Source organism: Collinsella aerofaciens (genome assembly GCF_015561195.1).
Taxonomy (GTDB): domain Bacteria; phylum Actinomycetota; class Coriobacteriia; order Coriobacteriales; family Coriobacteriaceae; genus Collinsella; species Collinsella aerofaciens_AC.
This window is the reverse complement of sequence record NZ_JADMSU010000016.1, coordinates 1-19,558: the sequence shown is the minus strand read 5'-3', so window position 1 is coordinate 19,558 and position 19,558 is coordinate 1. Positions and strand designations below refer to the sequence as shown.

The 19,558-nt window shown below is 54.9% G+C and carries 27 protein-coding genes; 19 read left to right on the top strand and 8 right to left on the bottom strand.

Annotated features, from left to right (window positions below; genetic code table 11):
* Positions 1 to 38: 38 nt before the first annotated feature.
* The 15 genes from I2H81_RS10035 to I2H81_RS09965 all read left to right on the top strand — a co-directional run bounded on the left by I2H81_RS10035 (position 39) and on the right by I2H81_RS09965 (position 9,954).
* Positions 39 to 875, top strand: a complete 837-nt coding sequence (locus I2H81_RS10035) for a 3'-5' exonuclease (RefSeq protein WP_195371154.1) — start codon at positions 39 to 41, stop codon at positions 873 to 875.
* 203 nt (positions 876 to 1,078) lie between these two features.
* The gene (locus tag I2H81_RS10030; RefSeq protein ID WP_195371152.1) at positions 1,079 to 1,483 is read left to right on the top strand and encodes a single-stranded DNA-binding protein; all 405 of its coding nucleotides are present in this window, start codon (positions 1,079 to 1,081) and stop codon (positions 1,481 to 1,483) included.
* A gap of 10 nt (positions 1,484 to 1,493) precedes the next feature.
* The gene (locus I2H81_RS10025) at positions 1,494 to 1,703 is read left to right on the top strand and encodes a hypothetical protein (protein ID WP_195645440.1); all 210 of its coding nucleotides are present in this window, start codon (positions 1,494 to 1,496) and stop codon (positions 1,701 to 1,703) included.
* A 33-nt stretch (positions 1,704 to 1,736) separates the two neighbouring features.
* Positions 1,737 to 2,309 carry a ParA family protein gene (locus I2H81_RS10020; RefSeq protein ID WP_055168044.1) on the top strand — a complete coding sequence of 191 codons (573 nt, stop codon included), beginning with the start codon at positions 1,737 to 1,739 and terminating at the stop codon, positions 2,307 to 2,309.
* The gene (locus tag I2H81_RS10015) at positions 2,302 to 2,538 is read left to right on the top strand and encodes a hypothetical protein (RefSeq protein WP_117527831.1); all 237 of its coding nucleotides are present in this window, start codon (positions 2,302 to 2,304) and stop codon (positions 2,536 to 2,538) included. The genes I2H81_RS10020 and I2H81_RS10015 overlap by 8 nt, the downstream gene beginning before the upstream one ends.
* Positions 2,539 to 2,555: 17 nt before the next feature.
* Complete coding sequence (locus I2H81_RS10010) at positions 2,556 to 3,437, top strand: plasmid recombination protein (protein WP_195371150.1); 882 nt, start codon at positions 2,556 to 2,558, stop codon at positions 3,435 to 3,437.
* Between the two features lie 51 nt (positions 3,438 to 3,488).
* Positions 3,489 to 3,761 carry a hypothetical protein gene (locus I2H81_RS10005; protein ID WP_055158128.1) on the top strand — a complete coding sequence of 91 codons (273 nt, stop codon included), beginning with the start codon at positions 3,489 to 3,491 and terminating at the stop codon, positions 3,759 to 3,761.
* A gap of 9 nt (positions 3,762 to 3,770) precedes the next feature.
* Complete coding sequence (gene mihF / locus I2H81_RS10000) at positions 3,771 to 4,100, top strand: integration host factor, actinobacterial type (RefSeq protein WP_195371148.1); 330 nt, start codon at positions 3,771 to 3,773, stop codon at positions 4,098 to 4,100.
* A gap of 556 nt (positions 4,101 to 4,656) precedes the next feature.
* Positions 4,657 to 5,070 carry a plasmid mobilization protein gene (locus I2H81_RS09995; protein WP_195371146.1) on the top strand — a complete coding sequence of 138 codons (414 nt, stop codon included), beginning with the start codon at positions 4,657 to 4,659 and terminating at the stop codon, positions 5,068 to 5,070.
* Positions 5,071 to 5,113: 43 nt separating this feature from the next.
* Entirely contained in the window at positions 5,114 to 5,461 is a 348-nt protein-coding gene (locus I2H81_RS09990; RefSeq protein WP_195645439.1) for a hypothetical protein, read from the top strand.
* Positions 5,462 to 5,569: 108 nt separating this feature from the next.
* Positions 5,570 to 5,866 (top strand): hypothetical protein, encoded by a 297-nt coding sequence (locus tag I2H81_RS09985; protein WP_055168054.1) that lies wholly within the window; start codon positions 5,570 to 5,572, stop codon positions 5,864 to 5,866.
* 2 nt (positions 5,867 to 5,868) lie between these two features.
* A complete protein-coding gene (locus I2H81_RS09980; RefSeq protein ID WP_195371143.1) occupies positions 5,869 to 6,990 on the top strand; it encodes a DEAD/DEAH box helicase in 1,122 nt (373 codons plus the stop codon).
* Positions 6,974 to 7,174, top strand: coding sequence for a hypothetical protein (locus tag I2H81_RS09975; RefSeq protein ID WP_195371142.1), 201 nt, complete (start codon positions 6,974 to 6,976; stop codon positions 7,172 to 7,174). Before I2H81_RS09980 ends, I2H81_RS09975 begins: the two co-directional genes overlap by 17 nt.
* A complete protein-coding gene (locus I2H81_RS09970; protein ID WP_195371140.1) occupies positions 7,171 to 8,514 on the top strand; it encodes a zinc-ribbon domain-containing protein in 1,344 nt (447 codons plus the stop codon). The genes I2H81_RS09975 and I2H81_RS09970 overlap by 4 nt, the downstream gene beginning before the upstream one ends.
* Positions 8,515 to 8,688: 174 nt before the next feature.
* Positions 8,689 to 9,954: a relaxase/mobilization nuclease domain-containing protein gene (locus I2H81_RS09965; RefSeq protein ID WP_195371138.1), complete on the top strand. Its 1,266-nt coding sequence runs from the start codon at positions 8,689 to 8,691 to the stop codon at positions 9,952 to 9,954.
* A gap of 164 nt (positions 9,955 to 10,118) precedes the next feature.
* Here the strand turns inward: I2H81_RS09965 and I2H81_RS09960 are convergent, their stop codons facing one another.
* Positions 10,119 to 10,565 carry a hypothetical protein gene (locus tag I2H81_RS09960; protein WP_055158144.1) on the bottom strand — a complete coding sequence of 149 codons (447 nt, stop codon included), beginning with the start codon at positions 10,563 to 10,565 and terminating at the stop codon, positions 10,119 to 10,121.
* 246 nt (positions 10,566 to 10,811) lie between these two features.
* Here I2H81_RS09960 and I2H81_RS09955 point away from each other — a divergent pair, with 246 nt between their 5' ends.
* The 4 genes from I2H81_RS09955 (at position 10,812) to I2H81_RS09940 (ending at position 13,562) form a co-directional block, all read left to right on the top strand.
* On the top strand, positions 10,812 to 11,132 hold the full coding sequence (locus I2H81_RS09955) for a helix-turn-helix domain-containing protein (protein WP_055158146.1): 321 nt from the start codon (positions 10,812 to 10,814) through the stop codon (positions 11,130 to 11,132).
* Between the two features lie 287 nt (positions 11,133 to 11,419).
* A complete protein-coding gene (locus I2H81_RS09950; protein ID WP_117786573.1) occupies positions 11,420 to 11,608 on the top strand; it encodes a hypothetical protein in 189 nt (62 codons plus the stop codon).
* Between the two features lie 24 nt (positions 11,609 to 11,632).
* A complete protein-coding gene (locus tag I2H81_RS09945; protein WP_195645438.1) occupies positions 11,633 to 12,193 on the top strand; it encodes a hypothetical protein in 561 nt (186 codons plus the stop codon).
* A gap of 61 nt (positions 12,194 to 12,254) precedes the next feature.
* Positions 12,255 to 13,562, top strand: a complete 1,308-nt coding sequence (locus tag I2H81_RS09940) for a hypothetical protein (RefSeq protein ID WP_195645437.1) — start codon at positions 12,255 to 12,257, stop codon at positions 13,560 to 13,562.
* A gap of 67 nt (positions 13,563 to 13,629) precedes the next feature.
* On the opposite strand, the gene I2H81_RS09935 is transcribed toward I2H81_RS09940, so the two are convergent.
* The 7 genes from I2H81_RS09935 to I2H81_RS09905 all read right to left on the bottom strand — a co-directional run.
* Positions 13,630 to 13,974, bottom strand: a complete 345-nt coding sequence (locus I2H81_RS09935; protein WP_195645436.1) for a hypothetical protein — start codon at positions 13,972 to 13,974, stop codon at positions 13,630 to 13,632.
* Between the two features lie 30 nt (positions 13,975 to 14,004).
* Positions 14,005 to 14,412, bottom strand: coding sequence for a hypothetical protein (locus I2H81_RS09930; RefSeq protein ID WP_195645435.1), 408 nt, complete (start codon positions 14,410 to 14,412; stop codon positions 14,005 to 14,007).
* A gap of 24 nt (positions 14,413 to 14,436) precedes the next feature.
* Positions 14,437 to 14,772, bottom strand: a complete 336-nt coding sequence (locus I2H81_RS09925) for a hypothetical protein (protein ID WP_195645434.1) — start codon at positions 14,770 to 14,772, stop codon at positions 14,437 to 14,439.
* Between the two features lie 116 nt (positions 14,773 to 14,888).
* Positions 14,889 to 15,941, bottom strand: coding sequence for an ArdC family protein (locus I2H81_RS09920; RefSeq protein WP_195645433.1), 1,053 nt, complete (start codon positions 15,939 to 15,941; stop codon positions 14,889 to 14,891).
* Between the two features lie 149 nt (positions 15,942 to 16,090).
* The gene (locus I2H81_RS09915) at positions 16,091 to 16,918 is read right to left on the bottom strand and encodes a class B sortase (protein ID WP_195645432.1); all 828 of its coding nucleotides are present in this window, start codon (positions 16,916 to 16,918) and stop codon (positions 16,091 to 16,093) included.
* A gap of 5 nt (positions 16,919 to 16,923) precedes the next feature.
* Positions 16,924 to 17,565 carry a hypothetical protein gene (locus tag I2H81_RS09910; RefSeq protein ID WP_195645431.1) on the bottom strand — a complete coding sequence of 214 codons (642 nt, stop codon included), beginning with the start codon at positions 17,563 to 17,565 and terminating at the stop codon, positions 16,924 to 16,926.
* Between the two features lie 83 nt (positions 17,566 to 17,648).
* Positions 17,649 to 19,558, bottom strand: a 1,910-nt coding sequence (locus tag I2H81_RS09905) for a VaFE repeat-containing surface-anchored protein (RefSeq protein ID WP_195645430.1), incomplete at its 5' end; no start/stop codon positions are given.

Below are 19,558 nucleotides of genomic sequence, written 5' to 3'. Positions count from 1 at the left end.
CCCTCTTTTTCGATGCAACGTAAATAGGGAGCGTGGAAATGGATAGGTACGAGGTCATGGCAGGCAAGATGGCACCCTTGACCGACGGGGCGCACCGCAAATGGGGATTCACCGGAAAGGTCGAGACAAGGAGCTATGAGCGGCTGGTCGATACACTCATTGACTTTGTTGAGACCGGAGACGGCCTAAAAGCGCGGTTCCTCACAGGGTTTGCAGCGTGCTTGGCAGCGGATAGGAAATCTGTCGAGAATCGTGGGTTCGGGGTCGCGGTCAGGAAAGTCCAGTGCCATCGGGGCGAGGACGGCACGGTAAGGGTATCTTCCGTAGAGACGATGCACGAACGTCGATACACGGTCGATGATTGGCGATACGACACGGCGCATTGCGAGCAGACCGAGACCACCGGTCTTCATCCGAACGGTAGCGACCCGGATGAGATTCTGACCATCTCCATCATCGGAAGGGACGGTTCCGTCCTGTTGGATGAGAGGTTCCGACCGACCGTGAAGACCGAATGGCCGCACGCGAGCGCCGTCAACGGCATCTACCCGGAGGACGTGGCAGACCTGCCGACTATCGAGACAGCCATACCGCGACTGAGGGAAATCTTTGCAGGGGCAGATGAGGTTATCGGCTACAACGTCGGATTCGACCTCGGGTTCCTATCCGTCGTCGGGGTGCGCCCGAGAGAGGATGCACGCATCACGGACACCATGAACCTGTTCACGTGGTTCATGGGAAGGCGCTACAAGCTGGTGGATGCCGCCGACCACATCGGATACGAGTGGACGGGCAGGGCGCACGGGTCGCTTGCCGACGCGCTCGCGACGCTTGCCGTGCAGCGATGGCTCGAACAATGGCTCGTAGCAGAGTAGATACGTGCTTAGGGCGTGTGAAGCGTTGCTTTTCACACGCCCTTATCTTTGCAGCGTAAGTGTGTGCAATCTATGTGGTTATCTTGCTCTCTGGGTTGCTGGTATTCTGGTCTGCTATATTTATAGACAGCAAGGGACGAAAGTTTTCCCGGCAGGAGGATTCCAGAATCCTCCGCAAACACCATCGAGAGATTGGAAAGACAATGGCTATCAACCGAGTGACCATCATGGGCAACCTCACGCGCGATGCGGAGCTTCGCAAAAAGGGGGATGCCACGAGTGTCCTCACCTTCGGACTCGCCATCAACGAGAAGAAGAAGGACAGCGAGACCGGCGAATATGTCGATGCGCCGGTGTTTGTCGATTGCGCCCTGTTCGGTGCGCGAGCCGAAGCGCTTGCTCCCTATCTCACCAAGGGAAAGAAGGTTTCGGTGGATGGACGGCTCCGCTACCACTCTTGGATGAAGAACGATGAGAAGCGCCATGCCCTTTCCGTTCTCGTGACCGATATCGAGTTTGCGGACTCGAAGGGTGCCGGGAAGGATACGGTTTCTGCCCAGGGGCAGTCTGCGGAACCGGAAACGTATGATGCGGATATTCAGTTCTAGGGAGGACGGAATGCACCTTCGTGGCGATTCAGTGCGGGAAATCCCCTTCATGCTCTTCCTCGGCCTGCTATTCGCGGTGACCGTCGGATGGTGGGTGTTTCTCACACTTACGGTTTCGGTCGTTTTCGGAAACGTGGCTGCTGCGGTATTCGCCGTGTGCTTGGCACTTTCCGTCACCGTCGGTTACGGGCTTGTGCGCGCATCCGATTCCCGTGAGTAGCGTTTTTCAAACAGGACAGAAAGGACTTCTAACATGTACACGATTTTGATGCTCAACCAGAAGGGCGGGGTCGGCAAGACCACCATCGCGGACGAGCTTTCCTTTGCGCTTGAGCGTCGCGGCAAGACCGTGGCGTTCGTCACTACCGACCCGCAGGGCGGTTCCGTCCATGAGGTCTGCGATGACCCGGATTTCGCGGAGGAGTGCGATTTTCAGGTTGTCGATACGGCGGGCGTGCTCGTGGGCGGTGTGAACGATTGGTGCCGCGCGGCGAATCTCATCCTCGTACCCATGCTTCCGAGCACGCGCGACATGGAGCCGACGTTGAGAACGCTCGATATCGTACGTGAGTCCGGCACTGGTGCAAAAGCGTATGTCATCGTCAACAACTTTTATGCCTACGGCACACTCGACCGTCAGCTCGTGGAGTACCTTGAGGGCGAGGAGGTTCCAATCATCGCGAAGATTCCCCGCGCCGTTGCCCTCTCACGTGCCGCAGCAGCCGGTGTGTCCGTGGCGGATTACGACCCGAAGAGCCATGTGGTCGCCCCGATTGAGCTGCTTGCAGATTCGGTTCTGAACGAAGAGGAGAAGAACAATGGCTAACAAGACCACAGCGAACGCGTTCATGGCGAGCGCGCAGAAGTCCAAGCGCGAGATGGCGGATATCCAGAAGGAAGGTTCCGGCAAGCATGAGACGGACGAGGTGGAACTCAAGAAAATCAGTCTCCTCATCCCGGCTTGGCTCCACAAAGAAGCGCAACTCCACCGCATCGAGACGGGGGAGAGCATGACCAAGCTCATCGTCCGACTGCTTGCCGAGGAGCTTGGTTAAGGGGATGGTGGTATCACATGGCGCTCTCGATGTCGGTTTCAGCCGGTGCCCACAACGCGCGGCACAACATGGACTTGGCCTATCGCGCCAACCTGAGGAACGTCGATGCCGATTTGAGCGTCGGCAACATCTCGATTCGCGACGTTCCGATTGCCGAGGCATACGAGACGGTTTTCGGCGATTCGCTCAGGGCGTACAACGCGAAGCAGAAATCGAAAGGCCATCCTGAGCGATGCATCGGCGATTACCTCTCGAAAATAGAGAAGGCCTATTCCGATGATTCGGCGAGGGTCAAATCGGGCAACAAGGGGCGCGTGAACGTCCCGAAGCCATGCTACGAGTACGTCCTGCAAATCGGGAACCGCGACACGTTCGGCGGTGAACTCGACAACGGCAAGGCCGAGGAGATTTTCAGGGAGACCGCCGATTCGATTCGCTCAAAGACTGAGGGAGCAATCGAGTGGTTCCAAATCGCCGTCCATTTCGACGAGAAGGACGGAACGCCGCATATGCACATGGCGGGGATTCCGTATGCGACGGGCTGCAAGCGCGGACTTTCGACCCAGGTGTCGATGGGCGGTGCGCTCAAGGCCCTCGGTCTTGAGCGCCTTCCCGATTTGCAGAACCTGATGATGAGCGAGCTGGAAAAGGCCGCAGCCGCACACGGCATCGAGCGAAGGCTCATGGACTGCGACCGCAAGCATCTCGACGTGCCGGAGTACCAGCAGGCGATGCGCGATTACAACGAGCTGACGGACAGAATCGAGCAGAAGCGCAGCCGCGTCGCGGAGCTTGACCGCGATATCGAAGGCAAAGAGAGGACGGTCGCACGTCTCGACCGCTCCATAGAGACGAAGACGAAAAGGCTCGCTTCGGAACTCGATGGGCGTTTTTATTAGAGAGGAAGTGGAGCCGGTAGATGGATTCACTTCGGAAAAAGGGATTGGAACATGAACTTAATCACCATGGTTCCCGCCACCGCGAGGTTTATCGCGCAGATGCGGGGGATGCGAAGGCACATCGTCGCGAACAATGTCACCGAGTTTGCGGTATTTCAGAATTGGTGCGATGAGAACAACGAGAGGTGGGCAGAAGCTCTTGACAGCGGATGCGCCATTGCTATCGAGAAGTTCATCGCCGACTGGAACGGTCGGGCGGATGCGAACCGTTGGAAACATGCGGCGCAGCCTGACGATAACATCTGGGACAACGAGTTGAAGTAGGAAGTAACGATGACCGAGAAAGAGAACTATCTGTCGAACCTTAGCAGCGAGGAGCGTGCCCATGCGCTAGAGCTTGCCATACAGGCTCGCAGGCGCTATGCAGCACTCAAAGCTCGCGTGAAGTCCGGCGAGCTTACGTTCACGGATGCGATGGACGAGGAGGATGCGAAGCGCATTTTGGTCACATCGCTTCTGCAAAGTGTTCCGGGTATCGGTGCGAGCAAGGCGGTAGTCATCATGCGACTGTACCGGATACCGAAAGGCAGGCGTGTCGGCGGACTCGGCATCCGGCAACGTGAAGCGCTGGTTGCTCTGGAAAGAAATGGATGGAAGCTGTAGCGGTCTGCAATTCAAATTGAGGATGGCGAGCACGAATCAACAGCAACGTAGAAAACGGGCACCTTTTATGGTGTCCGTTCGCTTATCAAGACGCGATTGGAAGGAATCTTTGTCAAGTCTTCAAAGAAATTGATTTCGTCTTCGCAGATGATGGGAACCCGAGGTGGCGGCACCTCGGGTTCTTGGTTTCCGGGCGAGCCGGAAACCCCGCAGAAAAGGCATGGGAAAGGGTGCGGCGGCACCCCCTTTTCCATGCCTTTTCTGCTCTCGCACTGATAGAATATCAGTGCTCACCGGCCAAGGCCGCTCTTCGAGTTGCAAGATTTGGGAAGCGTATATACAAAGTCACGTAAACGAGACTTTTCCATACACTTCCATCTTGCTCCCGAGCGGCTTTCGGAGCCTTGACGGGAGGACGCTTACGCTTAACGAATCGACAATTTAGGATTGCCGGTTCCCGTTACTCAGCAAAGTGAACCGTCGCTTTCGTGTCATAGTCAAACGGTGGCGGCACCGATACGACTATGAGATTATGAGAAAATACAGAAGGGGAGTGATGAAGGTGGCAAAAAGAGAAACCGCAGTTCTCATCAGATTGTCTGAACGGGAGAAGAGAACACTCAAGCGAAAAGCCGCGAATTACGGTATGACGGTTTCCGAATATGCCCGCACGTTACTTATCCATTCCGATGACGTGACAATCAAGGTCATCGACACCGAGCCTTTGAAAAAGACGGCACACGAACTCGCGAAGCAGGGAACGAACTTGAACCAGTTCATGAAGTTCTTGAACACCTATGGCATCAAGGTGTTCGATGTGAGGGAAGCGCAGCGCGTCCTCGCGCGTGAGGTGGAGACGTTTATGGAGGTCGCGGAAGCCCTTGCTGCGCTCCGAAGGGAAGCAGACCGCAACAACATCCAAATCCGAATCGACGATTTTGATAACCCCGATGCAGAGCAGGAAGGATAAATAGGGTATGGGGTACTACAAAGACACGGGGAGTTTGTGGAGCATGGCATCTGCGGAAGCTATCTTGAAAAAGCGGATGCCCGAGAAGGTCGGTATCCTACCAGTTGCCGAGCTTCTATTCGTTGCCGAAAGCATGTGGGTTGGCGAGCACGATATGAAGGGACACTTTCATCCTTCCTTCCGTTTCGTGAAAGCGAAACGATACAACGCGAAACCTCATGTCTTGATAGAGCTTGATGGGGAAACGCTCGCAGATATCAACGGGCGCTCGAAATACTACGAAGGCTTTTCACGATGCGTGGATAGGAAGCCGGAAGAGGGCGCTTGGATAGAACCGACAGAATTTGGAATGATGTTTCTCTCTATCCTAGATTTGGGTATGTCTGAGTAGGAAGCGGAAAAAATCGGAATCCCGATTACCCAAACATGGAAACGGATATCCAGAAGCCGTTACTGACAAGTCCACCGTTTGACGGAGTTTGGAACGGAGCAGTGCAAGATGGGCGAAGAGAAAAAGGCAAAAAACGAATGGGTGCATTTCCGGGAGCTTCGCGCCCGGTGCCCCGTTTGCAAGAAGGTTGCCCATGTTGCGTGCAAGAACGGAACGTATTTTTTCGTTCACGATGCCTACGACCCGTTTGCAAGGCACAACGCAGTGGAGACCACCGAGCCAGTATTTAAGATTCTCTTTGACGGGTTCGTGAGTGTAAACGGAAGGGAGCCGGTAAAGTCTGGGAACCGGACACTCACGAATGAAGCGATGATGCAAGATATGTTTCCACGGAAGGGAAAATGAAAATGGAAGAAATCGAACTCTACCCGCACAATCAGAAAGCCTACGATAACCTCTGTGCCATGCTCAGGGATAGCAACCGTGCTTGTGTCGTGCAACCAACCGGCACGGGCAAATTCGTCATCATTGCTAAGATGGCACAGGACAATCCGGGAAAGAACTTCCTTCTTCTCGGTACCAATGATTACATGTACATCGACCAGATGGCGAACCTTTCCGATATCGCTCCCGGATTCACTCCGAAGAATCTGCAATTTATGACCTATGCAACCGCAATGGCTAAAGCAAGATGCGGGGATGAGATTCCGCGGTGCGATGTGATAGTGGCAGACGAGTTCCATCACTGCGGGGCACCTGAATGGGGGAAGGGCGTTCAATACGTTGTGGAAAATAATCCCGATGCAAAGATAGTCGGATTTTCCGCAACGCCCATTCGTTATTCGGACAAAGGGCGCAACATGGCGGATGAGATGTTTGTCGGAAACATTGCAAGCAGCATGGAGCTTGAGGAAGCATGGCTTGACGGTGTACTTCCCATGCCGAAGTACGTCATAGCACTTTACGATGCGCCGAAAGAGCTAGGAGAGTTAAAGGTATCCATCGAAAAGGTGCGCGAGAAGAAGAAATACTCCAAATTCGTCAAGAAGTATGAGGAGTTGCGACGTTCTCTTCAAGATGCGGACGGCATCGACCGTATCATCGCAAAGCATCTCAGGAAGCGCGACAGCAAGGTCATCGTGTTCTGCCCGAACCAAAAGAAGCTACAGGAGTTCATGCTTCTTCGCCGCGAGTGGTTCGGTCGTGTGAACAAGGAGGTTCACGCATATAAGACCACGAGTGCAGACCCTTACGGTTCCCGTGACTTTCAAGAGTTCAAAGAGGACAGCAGCTCGGCGTTGAAGGTGCTCTACTGTATCAATCAGCTTAATGAAGCTGTTCACGTCAAGGGAATCGACGCAATCGTTATGGTGCGCCCCACAAAGTCCCCCGTTATTTTTTCAGCAGCAGCTCGGGCGTGCCCTCACATCCGGTGGAAACAGAACGCCACTTGTATTCGACCTCTGCAACAATTTCGGCTCCCTCGGCGGTATCGCGGGGATGCAAGAGCGCATGGAACGCGCCTATGAAAAGAAGAGCGAGCAAGGAGAAAAGCCGATATATGAACCGAAAGATTTTCATGTCATCGACGAGATAAAAGACCCGCGCGAGCTTGCAGAAGAGCTGCGCGAAGCGCTTAATCCGTCAACGACCATTGACGAAAAGATATCCTTCTTGGAAGAGATAGCCGCACAAAATGGAGGGCAGCTATGAGCGATGCCAAGAGAACAAAGAATTATATTGTCCACAAGCTGAGGAAGAGCTATCGGGAAGGAAAGCTCGATACTTCACAGGTTGCGCGTCTCAAGGCAATCGGCTTTGATTTCGATGGTGCGGTTTTCAACGCCTCCAAAGACAGCCTTGCCGTACAGTATCCTGCGATTGCTGAGGAATGGGACAAAGAACGAAACGGGAAGCAAACGCCGTGGAAGGTCAGACCTCTAGCAACAGAGAAGGCGTGGTGGAGGTGCCCGCATTGCGATAGACCGTATCGACTGGCAATCAGGTCGAAGGTCATCAGCAACAGCGGATGCCCTTACTGTGGATATGGCGGAAAACGTGCACAAGTTTCTCTTCCGGTCATCCGGCTGGATACGTTAAAGAGCTATCCGACTATCAGTAGCGCGCAGCGTGAAGTCGGTTATTCGTTAAAAACAGTTATTGACAAATCAAAGCTAGACAGGAACGGAATCGCTTGGTGCTACCTTATCGACTACGAGTTGGGCAGGATTCCCGATTTTACGAAAGGGAATCAGGCCACGCCGGTTATTTGCCTAGAGACAGGGAAACGATTCGAGACGCAAAGCCAAGCGGAAAAAGAGCTTGGAATCAGCAGGGGTAGTATATGTCGCGCTCTGAAAACCGGCAAGACCGCGAAAGGGTATCACTGGATTAGAGAGAGCGAATACAGTGAAGAGAAAGCAGCCGCCGCGAGAGCGGAGGGTGCTCCTTATAGAGTCGTCTGCCTTGAGACGGGTGCGCGATACAAAACCTATGTCGATGCGGGAAGGGACTTAGGTGTCGAAGCAGGCAATATCCAGCAAGCAGTAAAAAGCAAATCACATTATGCGGGAGGGTACCATTTTGTAAACAGCGATGAATACAGCACGCTTGCTAAAGGGGAAATCGAGAATATCCTCAAAAGGGACGGAAGAAGCCGCACTGTGGTCTGCGTTGAGACCGGAAAGCGCTATGAGTCCATCAAAGCCGCTACGAGGGAGTATGGAGACAGACAGGAAAGCGCCCGGTCGGGGATTGGCCTTTGCTGTAAAAATCCCTATCGCACCTTTGACGGCAAACATTGGTGCTATCCAGATGATTTGGAGTCAAGAATAGACAATGCCGAAGAATATACGGTACCGAGAAAAACAGCCATACGGTGCTTAGAGACCGGGAAGATGTATGAATCCATCGCAGATGCTTCACGAGATACAGGAATAAACTACAACTCGATAAGGTCGGTAGCGCGAGGTAATAGACACAAGGCCGGGGGATACACGTGGGAGTACGTGAATCCGGCACCTGACAAGCGCGATAACAGAGGGTGCAACTAACAGCAAAGAAGGTGCGCTGTGCGGAAACCGGCAACCAGTTCGTTTCGCTCAGTGACGCAGCAAGGGCAGTAGGGTTACGAAATGGCAATTCGATACGCAGGGCTATCGACAGAGGTGGCACGGCAGGAGGTTATCACTGGGAGTACCTAGACGAAAAAAAGGAGGTGAGCACAGATGACCATCATCAAGCAGACGGGCGTGCAGAGTAACGGGCACATGAAGAACCTGCGCGGCTACATCAACGATGACCGCAAAGTGCTCGTGCGCGATTCCCTCAACATGGATGGATGCACCAACCCGAAGCGTTGGTCGCACCACATGTGGATGACGAGGGAGATGTACGGTCACAACAAGTCAGCACGGCGCGTGAGGGACAAAAAGACCGGGGAGCTTAAGGAAGCGAAGAACACGGTTCTGTTCCATCAGATTCTCGGGTTCAATCCCGATGAGTGCGACTTAAACGGCGGGCGGCTCTCACCGGAAGAATGCATGAGGTACGCAAAGGAATATGTCGGGAAATACTACCCGAACCAACAGATAGTGATGGCGCTTCACAACGAATACTGCAAGGCGGACAAGACCCATCGCTATGCCGTCCATATCGTCATCAACCGTACCGACCTCTCCACGGGCAAGCGGCTCGATGAGGGGCGCGGGAAAAGCGCCAAGGTGAAACGCGCGAACCGCATCCGCGACCTCGACCGCGAGTGGGGGTTGAAACAGGTCGTGGAGGGCGAGCGCAATTCCTCCGTCCACAAGAAGCAACCGTCCCGTATCGAGAAGGAACTTGCGGCACGCGGCATCGACTCCTATAAGACGAACTTGCGAGAGCTGTGCCGCATCGCCGCCGGGGAAGCGGAGAACATCTATGATTACCGCGAGCTTCTGGAATCATGGGGCGTTGACACGGAGTTCAAGAGGGGGCGCATGTACGTTACCGACACGGACAACAACCGCTATGCCTTCTCCGTGGCGAAGCTCGATGCTGACCTCGGAACAAAGGGGCTGGAAGCTGCGTTCACGGCGAACGTGGCGAAATCCATCCATGCGGAAGGAAGCGCAGCCGTTGCGGAGAAGAGGGATATCGAGCGGCAAAAGGCGATGGGAACGGAAACGAAGGAGAGGTACCTTGCGCAAATCCGAAGCGTCTACCGGAAGTACCGCAAGGAGATACGCGGTATGGAGGGCATGGAAATCGTGGATATCCCCAAGCTGAAACTCCCGCGTCCCGATTCGGATATCGCGGACGATTCGGAGGTCAAGCGCCTGATTCTCGCCTGTTGGCGCGGAGCCGACGAACTCAGGGCGGAAGTATCCTCGACGGTCATGCCGAAAGGGAAGAAGAGCGGCGGAAACGCCGGAAGCGGCGGTTCCCAGCGGGCGCAACAGGCACCTACGCAGGAACGCCCGGAACCGAACAAGGAGAACGGCGAGCGTTAATTAAAAAGCGGCGCGGGCGGGATATTCCGCTTGCGCCGCTATACGGGTGTGTGAGAATCGGCATAAAAGCGCCCGCTGCTCCCTTAATGTTGCACATCGAGGAACAGCGGGCTAAAGCAAGAAAGTTTCTCCACGAAGGAAGAAAACGCGTTCAGTTTACCTCACTATGCGTTCGCGTCAAGCTGACGCTTGAGATTCGACACCTTCAACCACTGGAGAAGGAAGGCAATGGGCGCGAATGCAGCCGGGATGGAAAGAAGAAGTGTCGCTATGAGGAGCAGTCCGAGAGCGTTACCCCACACGAACAGCTTTGAGCGCTTGATTGCACGCCATGCAGCGATGTAGCCAGCCGGTACCGTGCCGACGTAAAACCCGGTAAAGGCTGTTGCAGCCAGCAGGACGGGAACGAGTGCAATGATTCCAATTGCACCTGTCTGAGTTATCAGGGCAGGGGAATTAACGAGAAGCAAAAGGAAAACAACTATCGCCGTTATCGTCCCGACGATATAGAGGAACTTCTTCATCAAATCGAAGACTCGTTTTTCCTCATCATATTCGGCGCGAATTGCCATGGTGTTGTCTTGGTATATCGGGTGTTGGTAGGTTCGCATGTTATGACCTTCTTTCTAATGTCAATTCTAATAAGTCTGTTAGTTTGCATGACGGACGAATTACCGACCGTTCCATGTAAACAGATATAGGTTTACGAGTCTATCTTACTATATTGCTGGGTTGCTTTCAAGCTGGTTTGTTATCCTATTTGTGCGGGATATATGGAGTATCGTCTTGAAGATTTATCTGGTTTGGTGGTATGATATATTACCAGTAATCAAGCTAGCCGTAAGAAAGGAGATACCATGGCGGGTAAGCCACAGGCGGAGAAAGCCGTTGAGCGTTTCCCGGAACTCGGGTGTTTCGCGGTTGCGGTGCGCCGCATCGTGTACGAGAAGGGGATGACGCTCGACAACGCCATCAAGAAAAGCGGAATCAGTAAATCCGCTTGGTTTGCCGGAATGGCCGGAAGCGGGGGAAAGCCGACGCGTCTGCCGAGCCTTGCATCCTTTTTCGCCATTGCGGACGGTCTCGGAATCACGCCCGAGGAACTAATTGCCGCGATGCGGAAGGAAGCCGGAGTGCGTGAGAAGAGCAATGGGGAGAGGGCTGAGAACGATGAGTAGGATTTTCATCACCATAGGGAGCGCCCACTCGAAAGACGCAAATGTAAACCCCGTGGACGGCATCTGGTGCTCCGACTGCGGATGGGCTGGGCGCGTCGAGGAGGATATGACGGATTCTGAGGAGAGCGAATAGCCGCTGTTCGAGGAGTTTTCCGAATATGTCCCGAAGTTCTGCCCGAACTGCGGGGTGAACCTGCGTGAACCCTAGAGGTGTCCAGACAAAGGGACACCTGATGCAATAGGCTGTCCCTGTCCGATAGAAAAGACCGGCAAGGTCGAGGAGAGAGATGGAAAAGGAACGTTTTCTTGTCGAGGTGACGGTGAAGGGCGAGAAGGATTGGAAGGCGATACACATGTGCGGGAGCATGGCGGATGCCGTGCCGGTCGCGGATGCGGTACACAACCTCTCCTATCTGCTCGACACGCCCATCGCTATCCGTGTGCGCGAGAAGAGGGGCAAGGGTTTGGAGGACTGACGGATGGAAAGGAGCGAAGATTACATGGCAAAGCATTTTAGCGAAGTGAAGAGGGAACTTGAGCAGTCGGACGGGCATATGGCCGGTATCGGCCAGCAGCTTAAGCTCTCCGAGGAAGCGAGGGATGCCAGAAACGCCGGACGAAGGCTTGAGGATGAGAACGACGAGACCGACCTCATCGGAACCATGAAGAAGCTGGAAGACCTTATCGCCGAGCAGCGCCAGAGTAACGAACGCATCGCAAGGGAGATGCGCGGCATGGTTTCGGAGATGAAGGATGTGCTCGAAAAGGTCGAGGAGCTGAGAAACGGCGCGGCGGATGCGCAGCATCAGGCGAATCAGATGGCGCTCATGGGAGTTGCGAACGCCCAGCAGAAGGCGGGAGAAATGACCATAAAGAACGTCGAAGAGGTGACTGCAAGGAGCAGGAAGGTCATCGACTCGATGGTAGAGGAGTCTAAGAAGCGCATCGAGCGCCTTTCGATGGTGACGCTGCCCGATAGGCTGTTCTACTACAGCAAATGGATGGCGGTCATCCTCGTTCTCATCATCCTCGTGCATGTCCTATGGGGCATGTTGGTGTAGAGAGCTACCGGTAATATAGATAGCAGGAAATCTTCTTATAAGACAGAAAGGACTGACAGAAATGAAGAAAGACAGCAATATGTTTAACGACAACAGCATCGAGACTGAGGGTGTCCCGGCGGACAAGACCGCCGAAATCCCGAAGGTCGTGGATTCGACGGAGGAGGAGAATGCTAAGAAGCCGCTCGTGCTCTTCGGGCGCGAGTTCTCCCGTAAGCAGGTCTGCGCGGCTGGTGCGGGAATCCTCTGTGCGGCGCTTCTCATCGGCGGCGGGGCTTACGCCATCTCACATGCCAGTTGGACGGGAGATTCCAATGCCCCTGCGGTGTCCCAGTCAAAGGACGATGAGAAGCAGGACATGGTACTTACCCTTGAGGTAAAGGCTGACGGCTGGGATGCGGACACTTCCACGCCCGTTATCGCCCATATAGAGGATGCGGACGGGAAGGTGGACTTCTACACCGCCATCGCCGCGAACAAGCAGGTGACCGTAGAGGTCGGCGAGTCCGGTACCTACAGCGTCACCCTCATCCCGCCGGTGAACGCGGACGGCTCTACCTATAAGGCAGCGTCCAGTAAGGTCAAGGCCGGGAAAGATGACAAGAAAACGAACGGTACCGTCATCACGCTCGAAAAGGTGGATGCGGACAAGGTGACGAAGGATGACCTGACCGCCATCGCCAAGGACGTTGCAGCAGCCGTGAAGAAGGGCGATTCCACCCTGACCGGAGACAGGGGCGCGGCGCTCGCGAAGATGTTCGAGGACAACATCAAGAAGAACCCGAACGCCGACGCGGATGCCGTCGAGAAGGAGACCGGGAAGGCCGAGGAGACCGCCAAGGAGGACAAGTCTGATGCGAAGACACCGGAGACCTCCGACAACAAGAAGAACGACTCCGATTCCTCCAACGGCTCCAAAAACGATAGTGGGAACGGCGGTTCCGGTAGCAAGTCGGACGGCAATAGCGGGAACTCCGGTTCAAGCTCGAACTCGGGTGGCTCATCGAAGAAGGATGAGACCCCGGCGCACCAGCACAACTGGGTTGCCCAGACCAAGACTGTCCATCACGACGCGCAGTATAAGACCGTCCATCATGATGCGGTGACACATCAGGTGTGGCATGACGCAGTGACGGAGGAGCACTACATCTGCAATCAGTGCGGCGCAGACATTACCTCTGACCCTTGGGGGCATCTCGATGCGTATGACCATGGTGGCTACCATTCTTCCTATGTAACCGTGAAGCAGGGCTATTATGAGACCGTGACCGACAAAGCAGCCTATGACGAGCAGGTGCAGGTGAGCGCGGCATGGGACGAGACCGTGACCACTGGATATAAGTGCTCTTCCTGCGGTGCCACGAAGTAACTTGAAAAAGCAAGGCAATCGTCTATTTCAGGCAAGGAAAGCCCCGACCAAATGGCCGGGGCTTTTTCTAATGCGCCTTGTTCAGGTCTTTCGGTGGTTCCGACCCGTTCCGTTTCGATAGCTCTGCGGTCGCACTCTTCATATCACCGATTTCGGAACCGAAGAAATCCGGCTCCTCAAGCCCAAGCGAATGGGTGGGAACCGGAACGATGATGCCACTGGAACCCTTGATATAGGAGAGGGCATCGTGGCGTTCGCCGACCTCGGTGAGCGATGCGGCGAGAAGGGAGTCCTTGAACCAAGGATATCTCTGTTGCAATTCCTCCATGACGGCCAATGCCTTGTCAATCGGCATCGCCGCCTTTGATTCATAGCCGGAATACTGGGTGTGGACGAATCCGTTGCGTTCCATGAAGTTGCGGATAAGCGTCCAAGCGCCGCGCTAAGCATTCGGCCTGATGGAGACGTAATTCTCGCTGAGCGCAGCCATTCCCAAGTCGAAGTGAAGCTCCTTGCGGGTGTCGGGGCGGAGGGGAAGTGATAGTTGCATCCCATTCTCAAGAAACTCCTTCACATCGTAGCTTTCACCGATTTCCGTAAAGGTGGCCGCTTTCACGCATTTTTGGAACCAAGGAAACTTGTACATCATCTCATCTATGGTGCCATAAGCACGCTGATAGGACATGACGATATTTTCTGCCGATTCATATCCAGAATATTGCGGCTTCTCAAAGCTATGGGATTCCAGAAAGTCCTGAATATCTGACCATGCATTCCTTTTACCAGTATAGAAGCGTTTAACAGACTCGTTGTCTAGGTCGAAGTGAAATGCTTTCCTATCAAGTTCCATCTGGAATCCTAAGTACGAATGCGGCTAGTCGTAAATGCGTTTCGGGCTGATATCCCGGATTACCTGTAGGTAGTCTTCACCCTCCGGTTCATTCATATCCTCATAGGTGCGCCATGACTTAATGTTCTGCATCACCCAAGGCTGTTTGGATAGAGTCGCGCAAACAGGGCACTGCGCCCCGAACTGCACCTTGCGGTTCTTTGCCTGCCAAGTGCCAAGACCGATGCGCACGTTGCCCATCTGCTCCGCATACTTTCCCACGCAATCGTAGAGGTCATCTACGTTGTAACCATTCCTTTTTGCCTTTTCCTCATCGAACTCGATGGTGAAGCGCCAAGGTTTCTTTTCCATTTCTGCCATACCTATCGTCCTTTCTGCCAGATGGCTGTTATCATATGTTACCATTATACTATAATGCCAGTATTACGGCAATACGTTAATTGAACGCATGTTCTTCTTTCGGCGCGGGCACACGGCTACAGGATGGCAGCAAGGGCAGGTTCCGGCATCTCGCTTTCCGTCTGGTGCTCGGATGCGCTTACCATGACATGACTCTCCCCGGCAAGTGATACCTCCTCTTCCAGTTCCGGTGCGTCAATCTCAATGTTCTTTCCCAGTTCCTCCTCGTAGCGCTCCATGATGAAGGTGTCCGCATGGTCGGCTTTCGATGCGGCTTTGAAGAGATAGGAAGGGTCGTTTTCCAATGCATTCATCCAAGATTGCAGATAGGAGACGTGGTTCTCGTAGAACTCGCCCTCCAAATCGGTGCTCTGGATACCGAGGTCTGCGGAAAGGAAAAGGCTTCCAAGCTCCGCGACCAGCTCTTCCTCAGCATAGGAAGGGCTTCCGAAGCGGGTGTCGAGTTCACGGGCGAGGGCGGAAGGGTGTCCGGTAGAGTGGGTCATCTCATGCAGCAGGACGCGGGTGAACGCTTCGTCCGAGCGGAAGGTCTCTCGCGGGGCGATGAGGATGCGGTCTGTAGCCGGAGAGTAGGCGGCGCTGCCGAGATAGCTGGTGCTCTCGATGATTGGGCATCTGGAAGATTCTTCAAGGTTTTGGGCGATGATAGCCGTCCGGTCATTCTGGTGGACGGGGGAGTTTTCTGGCGGAATGCCCTCGATATCCTCCGCATTGAAGACGTTCCAGTAGCCGACGAGCTTCGGGTAGCGCCCCGCAAGCTCCTTCTCACCGGTATCCTCGTTTTCCTTGTAGAAGGCGAACTGCTTCCATTTCTCGATGAGCGCGGACTTGGCACCCTTTTTCACGTGCCAACCGGCATCCTTTATCTGGTTGAAGGTAGCCCACCGGTTGTCCGTATAGCCGCGCATGAACCCGATGAAGCCAAGATGCACACGGTTTCCGCCCTGATACACGGTGCCGGAGACGGGGTTGTGCGGTGTTAGGAAGGGCAGGTACGGTTCTGCCCAATGAAGCCCGTCGCGCTTCATGTCCTCGATGATTTTCTCAACGACCGCCTGACGCTGGTTATCAATAATCTCCGTAGGAGTCTGCTTCTGCTTAGATTTCATCATGGTCTCCTTTCCGGGAAAGCTCATTGAAATTATACGATAGCTGCCGCTTTTCCGACATGTTCTAAGAAAACGACCCCACAGAATCGCATCTGCGGGGTCTTGACGGTACGTTTGTAGCGTGGGTGCGAACGGATTGAAACCTGCCCTTATTCGGCATCAGAGCCAGTCTGACGGGATTCGGTCGAAACAGTTTCCGTTAGCGCTTGTTTTTGGTCGATACTGGTGGTCACGACCGTCCGCTCGTTCTGCTTCCAGAAGTTATAGGAGCAGGAGACGAGGGAGATGACCTGATTCGGTTCGGAATCGGTATCGAGTACCATGGCGGCAGATTCCCGCGAGGAATCGTACCAACTTCGGAAATCCGATTCACCGGCAAACGCCGTCCGTTTGGTCGGTTCCCATCCCTTCACGATGTTGGCGAAGCGCACGGTGTAGCGCATCTTCTTTTCCGGTGTCTGGATGAGTACCTTGGCGTGCTCCGATGCGAAAGTTTTATCGCTGTAGTTCTGGATGTTTCCGAAACAGGTGATGGCACCACCGATACGCAGGCTGTGTCCGAGGATGACGGCATTCGGACTTTGAAAGCCCTCCTTCTCGCATTCTGCGTCGAGATAGAGCGCACCCAAGGGGTTGTAGTTCCGGTAGATATCGTGATGCAGGTAGTAATCCGGGTCAGATGCGTGGGCTTGCAGGATGGGATGGTTGATATCCGTCCCCGGCACGGTTATCCATCCGATAACATCCCCGTTCACACTCTTCCAGTAATCCCAATCAACAGTAGGGAACTCGGATTTCTGACCACCTGCGCTTTCCGTGGCGGTTTCCTGCGGCGTGCCGTTTGGTGACGGTGAAGGACTCGCGTCCTGATAGAAATGAAGCAGCACGCCGAAAAGGATGGCAGCGACGGCCAAGAAGACCGCCGCTGCCGCAAAAGCCGCACGGGATTTCCGGTTATGATTTCCCAATCTGGCCATCTGAATTACTTGGCGGCATCCGATGTGGCCTGCGGGGCATCCTTCGTCGCTCCGCAGGTGGTGCAGACCAGCTTGTCGATGACCGTCTCATCGTAAGCCGGGGTGTCGGTGACCTGTTTGTCATAGCCCTCGCTCACCATGACCTCATCGGTGATGGGGACGTTGGTGGAGTAGCCGGAGTGACCGGTCTGCTTGATGTGCTCATCGGCCTTGCCGTCGATGACCTGCTTGCACTCATTGCAAACGGTATGGTAGGTGGTCTGGTTCTGATAGACGGGTGCCACGTGCTCCGTGTGCGTCACTGCGTCATGGTGGACGGTCTTGTAGGTGATAGACCAGTCGTGGGTGTGAGACTTCTCTTTGCTCTTAGAGCCGTCCTTCGCAGACGCGTCGGAACCGCTTTCCTTGGAATCATTCGCCTGCACGGATTCGGCCTTGGAATCTGCACCGGTTTGGTGGCTGATGCCATAATAGGCACCGCCGCCGATGAGCGCGACGAGGGCAAGGCCGCAGATGGCGGCGATGACCTTCCGGTTATGTGGCTTCTTCTCGCTTTCCGGGTTTGCCTGCATGTTGTTCTCATCCGCAGGCGCTTCAGCGGAATCCCCGTTGTTCATCTCGATATCGTTCTCTTTATCGTCCTTCATGGGTGTATCCCCCTTTCAAATTAAAAAGGAAGGCAGGGTGCCGGAGTGTCGCGGCACCCTGCCGGTTTCAGGCGTTACGGGCACTAGGCTTCGGTGTTATCCTCTGCACTCTCGTCTGCATCGCCCTTGGTGGTCTTGCGGCTCTTGATGCCGTAAGCGGTCGCGCAGCCTGCGGCAATCAGGAGGATGCCGATGGCGATGGCGATGTTCGTCATGTCAACGCCGGTCTTTCCGTAGGTGGAGCCTGCCGGGGTCGAGGTGACGGTCACGGACTGTCCCTCGTCGTTGATATCCTTATGCTCCGCCACGGTAACGTCCGTGGTCTTGCCGTCGATATCGCTCTGTTTGGTCAGCTCCTCGAAGACAACCAGTGTATGGCCGTCGAGGGAGGTTGCATCGAACTCGCCGAGGTTGATGGAGACCGTGCCGCTCTCACTGTTCGGCGTGAACTTGAGTTCGGCGGTCACGCCCTTGTCGGCAACCTTCAAAGGCTCGCCGGTCTTCTTATCCATGAGCGTTGCATGGAGCGTGTACTCCTTGCCGGGGATAAGACCCTCGTACTTCACCTCGTCAGTGATGACGGCATCCTTGCCAGCCATCAGTTCATGGTCACCGTCGGACTTGTCGGTCGCGGTGGTACCGATGATACTCGGGGCGAGCTTCACCGTCTGTCCCTCGTTGTCCTTATCGCATTCGCTCGCGACGATGGAAACGGGAGTCTCATCGGAAGCGTTCTCGATGCTGCCCTTGAACATGACCTCGAAGACCACGAGGTTCTTGGTCTCGCCGGACAGGCGGTCGATAACGTCGTTGGAGTTGAAGGTGTAGTCCATGTCGATGGAACCGGACTCCTTCTCAGGGGTGAACTCCGCCGTCTTGTAGACAAGGCAGGAGAGGAGGTCTTTGTTCTCCTCGGCATATGCCTTGACCTTGGCGAGGTCGATGGAAGCGGTCGGGAGCTTCTTTGCGTTTGACCAGTCGATACCGTTATCGGTGACCTCGACCTCATCGGCCTTGTAAGTCTCCTCGATATTACGGATGGAGCTTGTGCCGCCGTCTGCGGAGCCGCTGCCGCTCCCCTCCTGACCGGTGAGCTTCCAAGTACCGTCCTCCTGCTCAGTGAGAGTCTGGGTGTCGGTCTTGACAGTCCAAGTGCCGTCCGCGTTCTCGGTGCGCTCGGAAGCATCATAGGTGTAGGAACCGTCCGCGTTCTTCACGATGGCGGCACCGTTGCCCCAGTCCTTGTCCTTAACCTTGATGGAGTAGGTGTTCGACTGGAAGCCAAGCACGCTCATCAGGCCGGAGGTGAACTTGGTGAGGTCATCCTCGGTATACTTCTTCGCGCCTTCGCCGGTCAGTACGGGAAGGCCGGTTTTTGCATCCATCAGGATACCGGCCATGGTGTAAGCCTTGCCGGTAAGCACATGGTCGTATTCCACCTTGTCGGTGACGGTAGACTCCGCATCGGCGATTACGGTCTTGTCACCATCGAGCTTGTCCGTGGCTGTGGTGCCAATCTCGGAGGTGTGCATGGTGACCGTCTGGCCTTCATCCTCGATATCGCTATGGGAAGCAATCTCCTTGCCCTTGTAGGACAGGGACTCGAAAGCGACCACCGGCGTGTTGTCTTTCAGGAGCGACCCATCGAAAGTGAAGGTCACATCGACGGTGCCGTAGGTGTCCTCGGGAACGAACTCGGTCTCGGCGGTGACGGGGTTGCCGTCGGCATCGAGGAGCTGCTTCTTGGAGACCTTACCGTCCTTGTCGGTGACCTTCTCGTAGAGGATGCCGGTGACCTTGTAGGTCTTGCCGGGGGTCACGTTCTTGTACTTCACGGTATCGACCACTGAAACCTCGGTATCGGAAACGACGGTCTGATTGCCGTCGAAACCGTCCTTGGCGGTGGTGCCGACTTCGGGCTTCGTGATGGTGACGGTCTGGGACTTGTCCTCGATATCGGCATGGCTCGCAAGTTCCTTGCCGTTCAGGGACA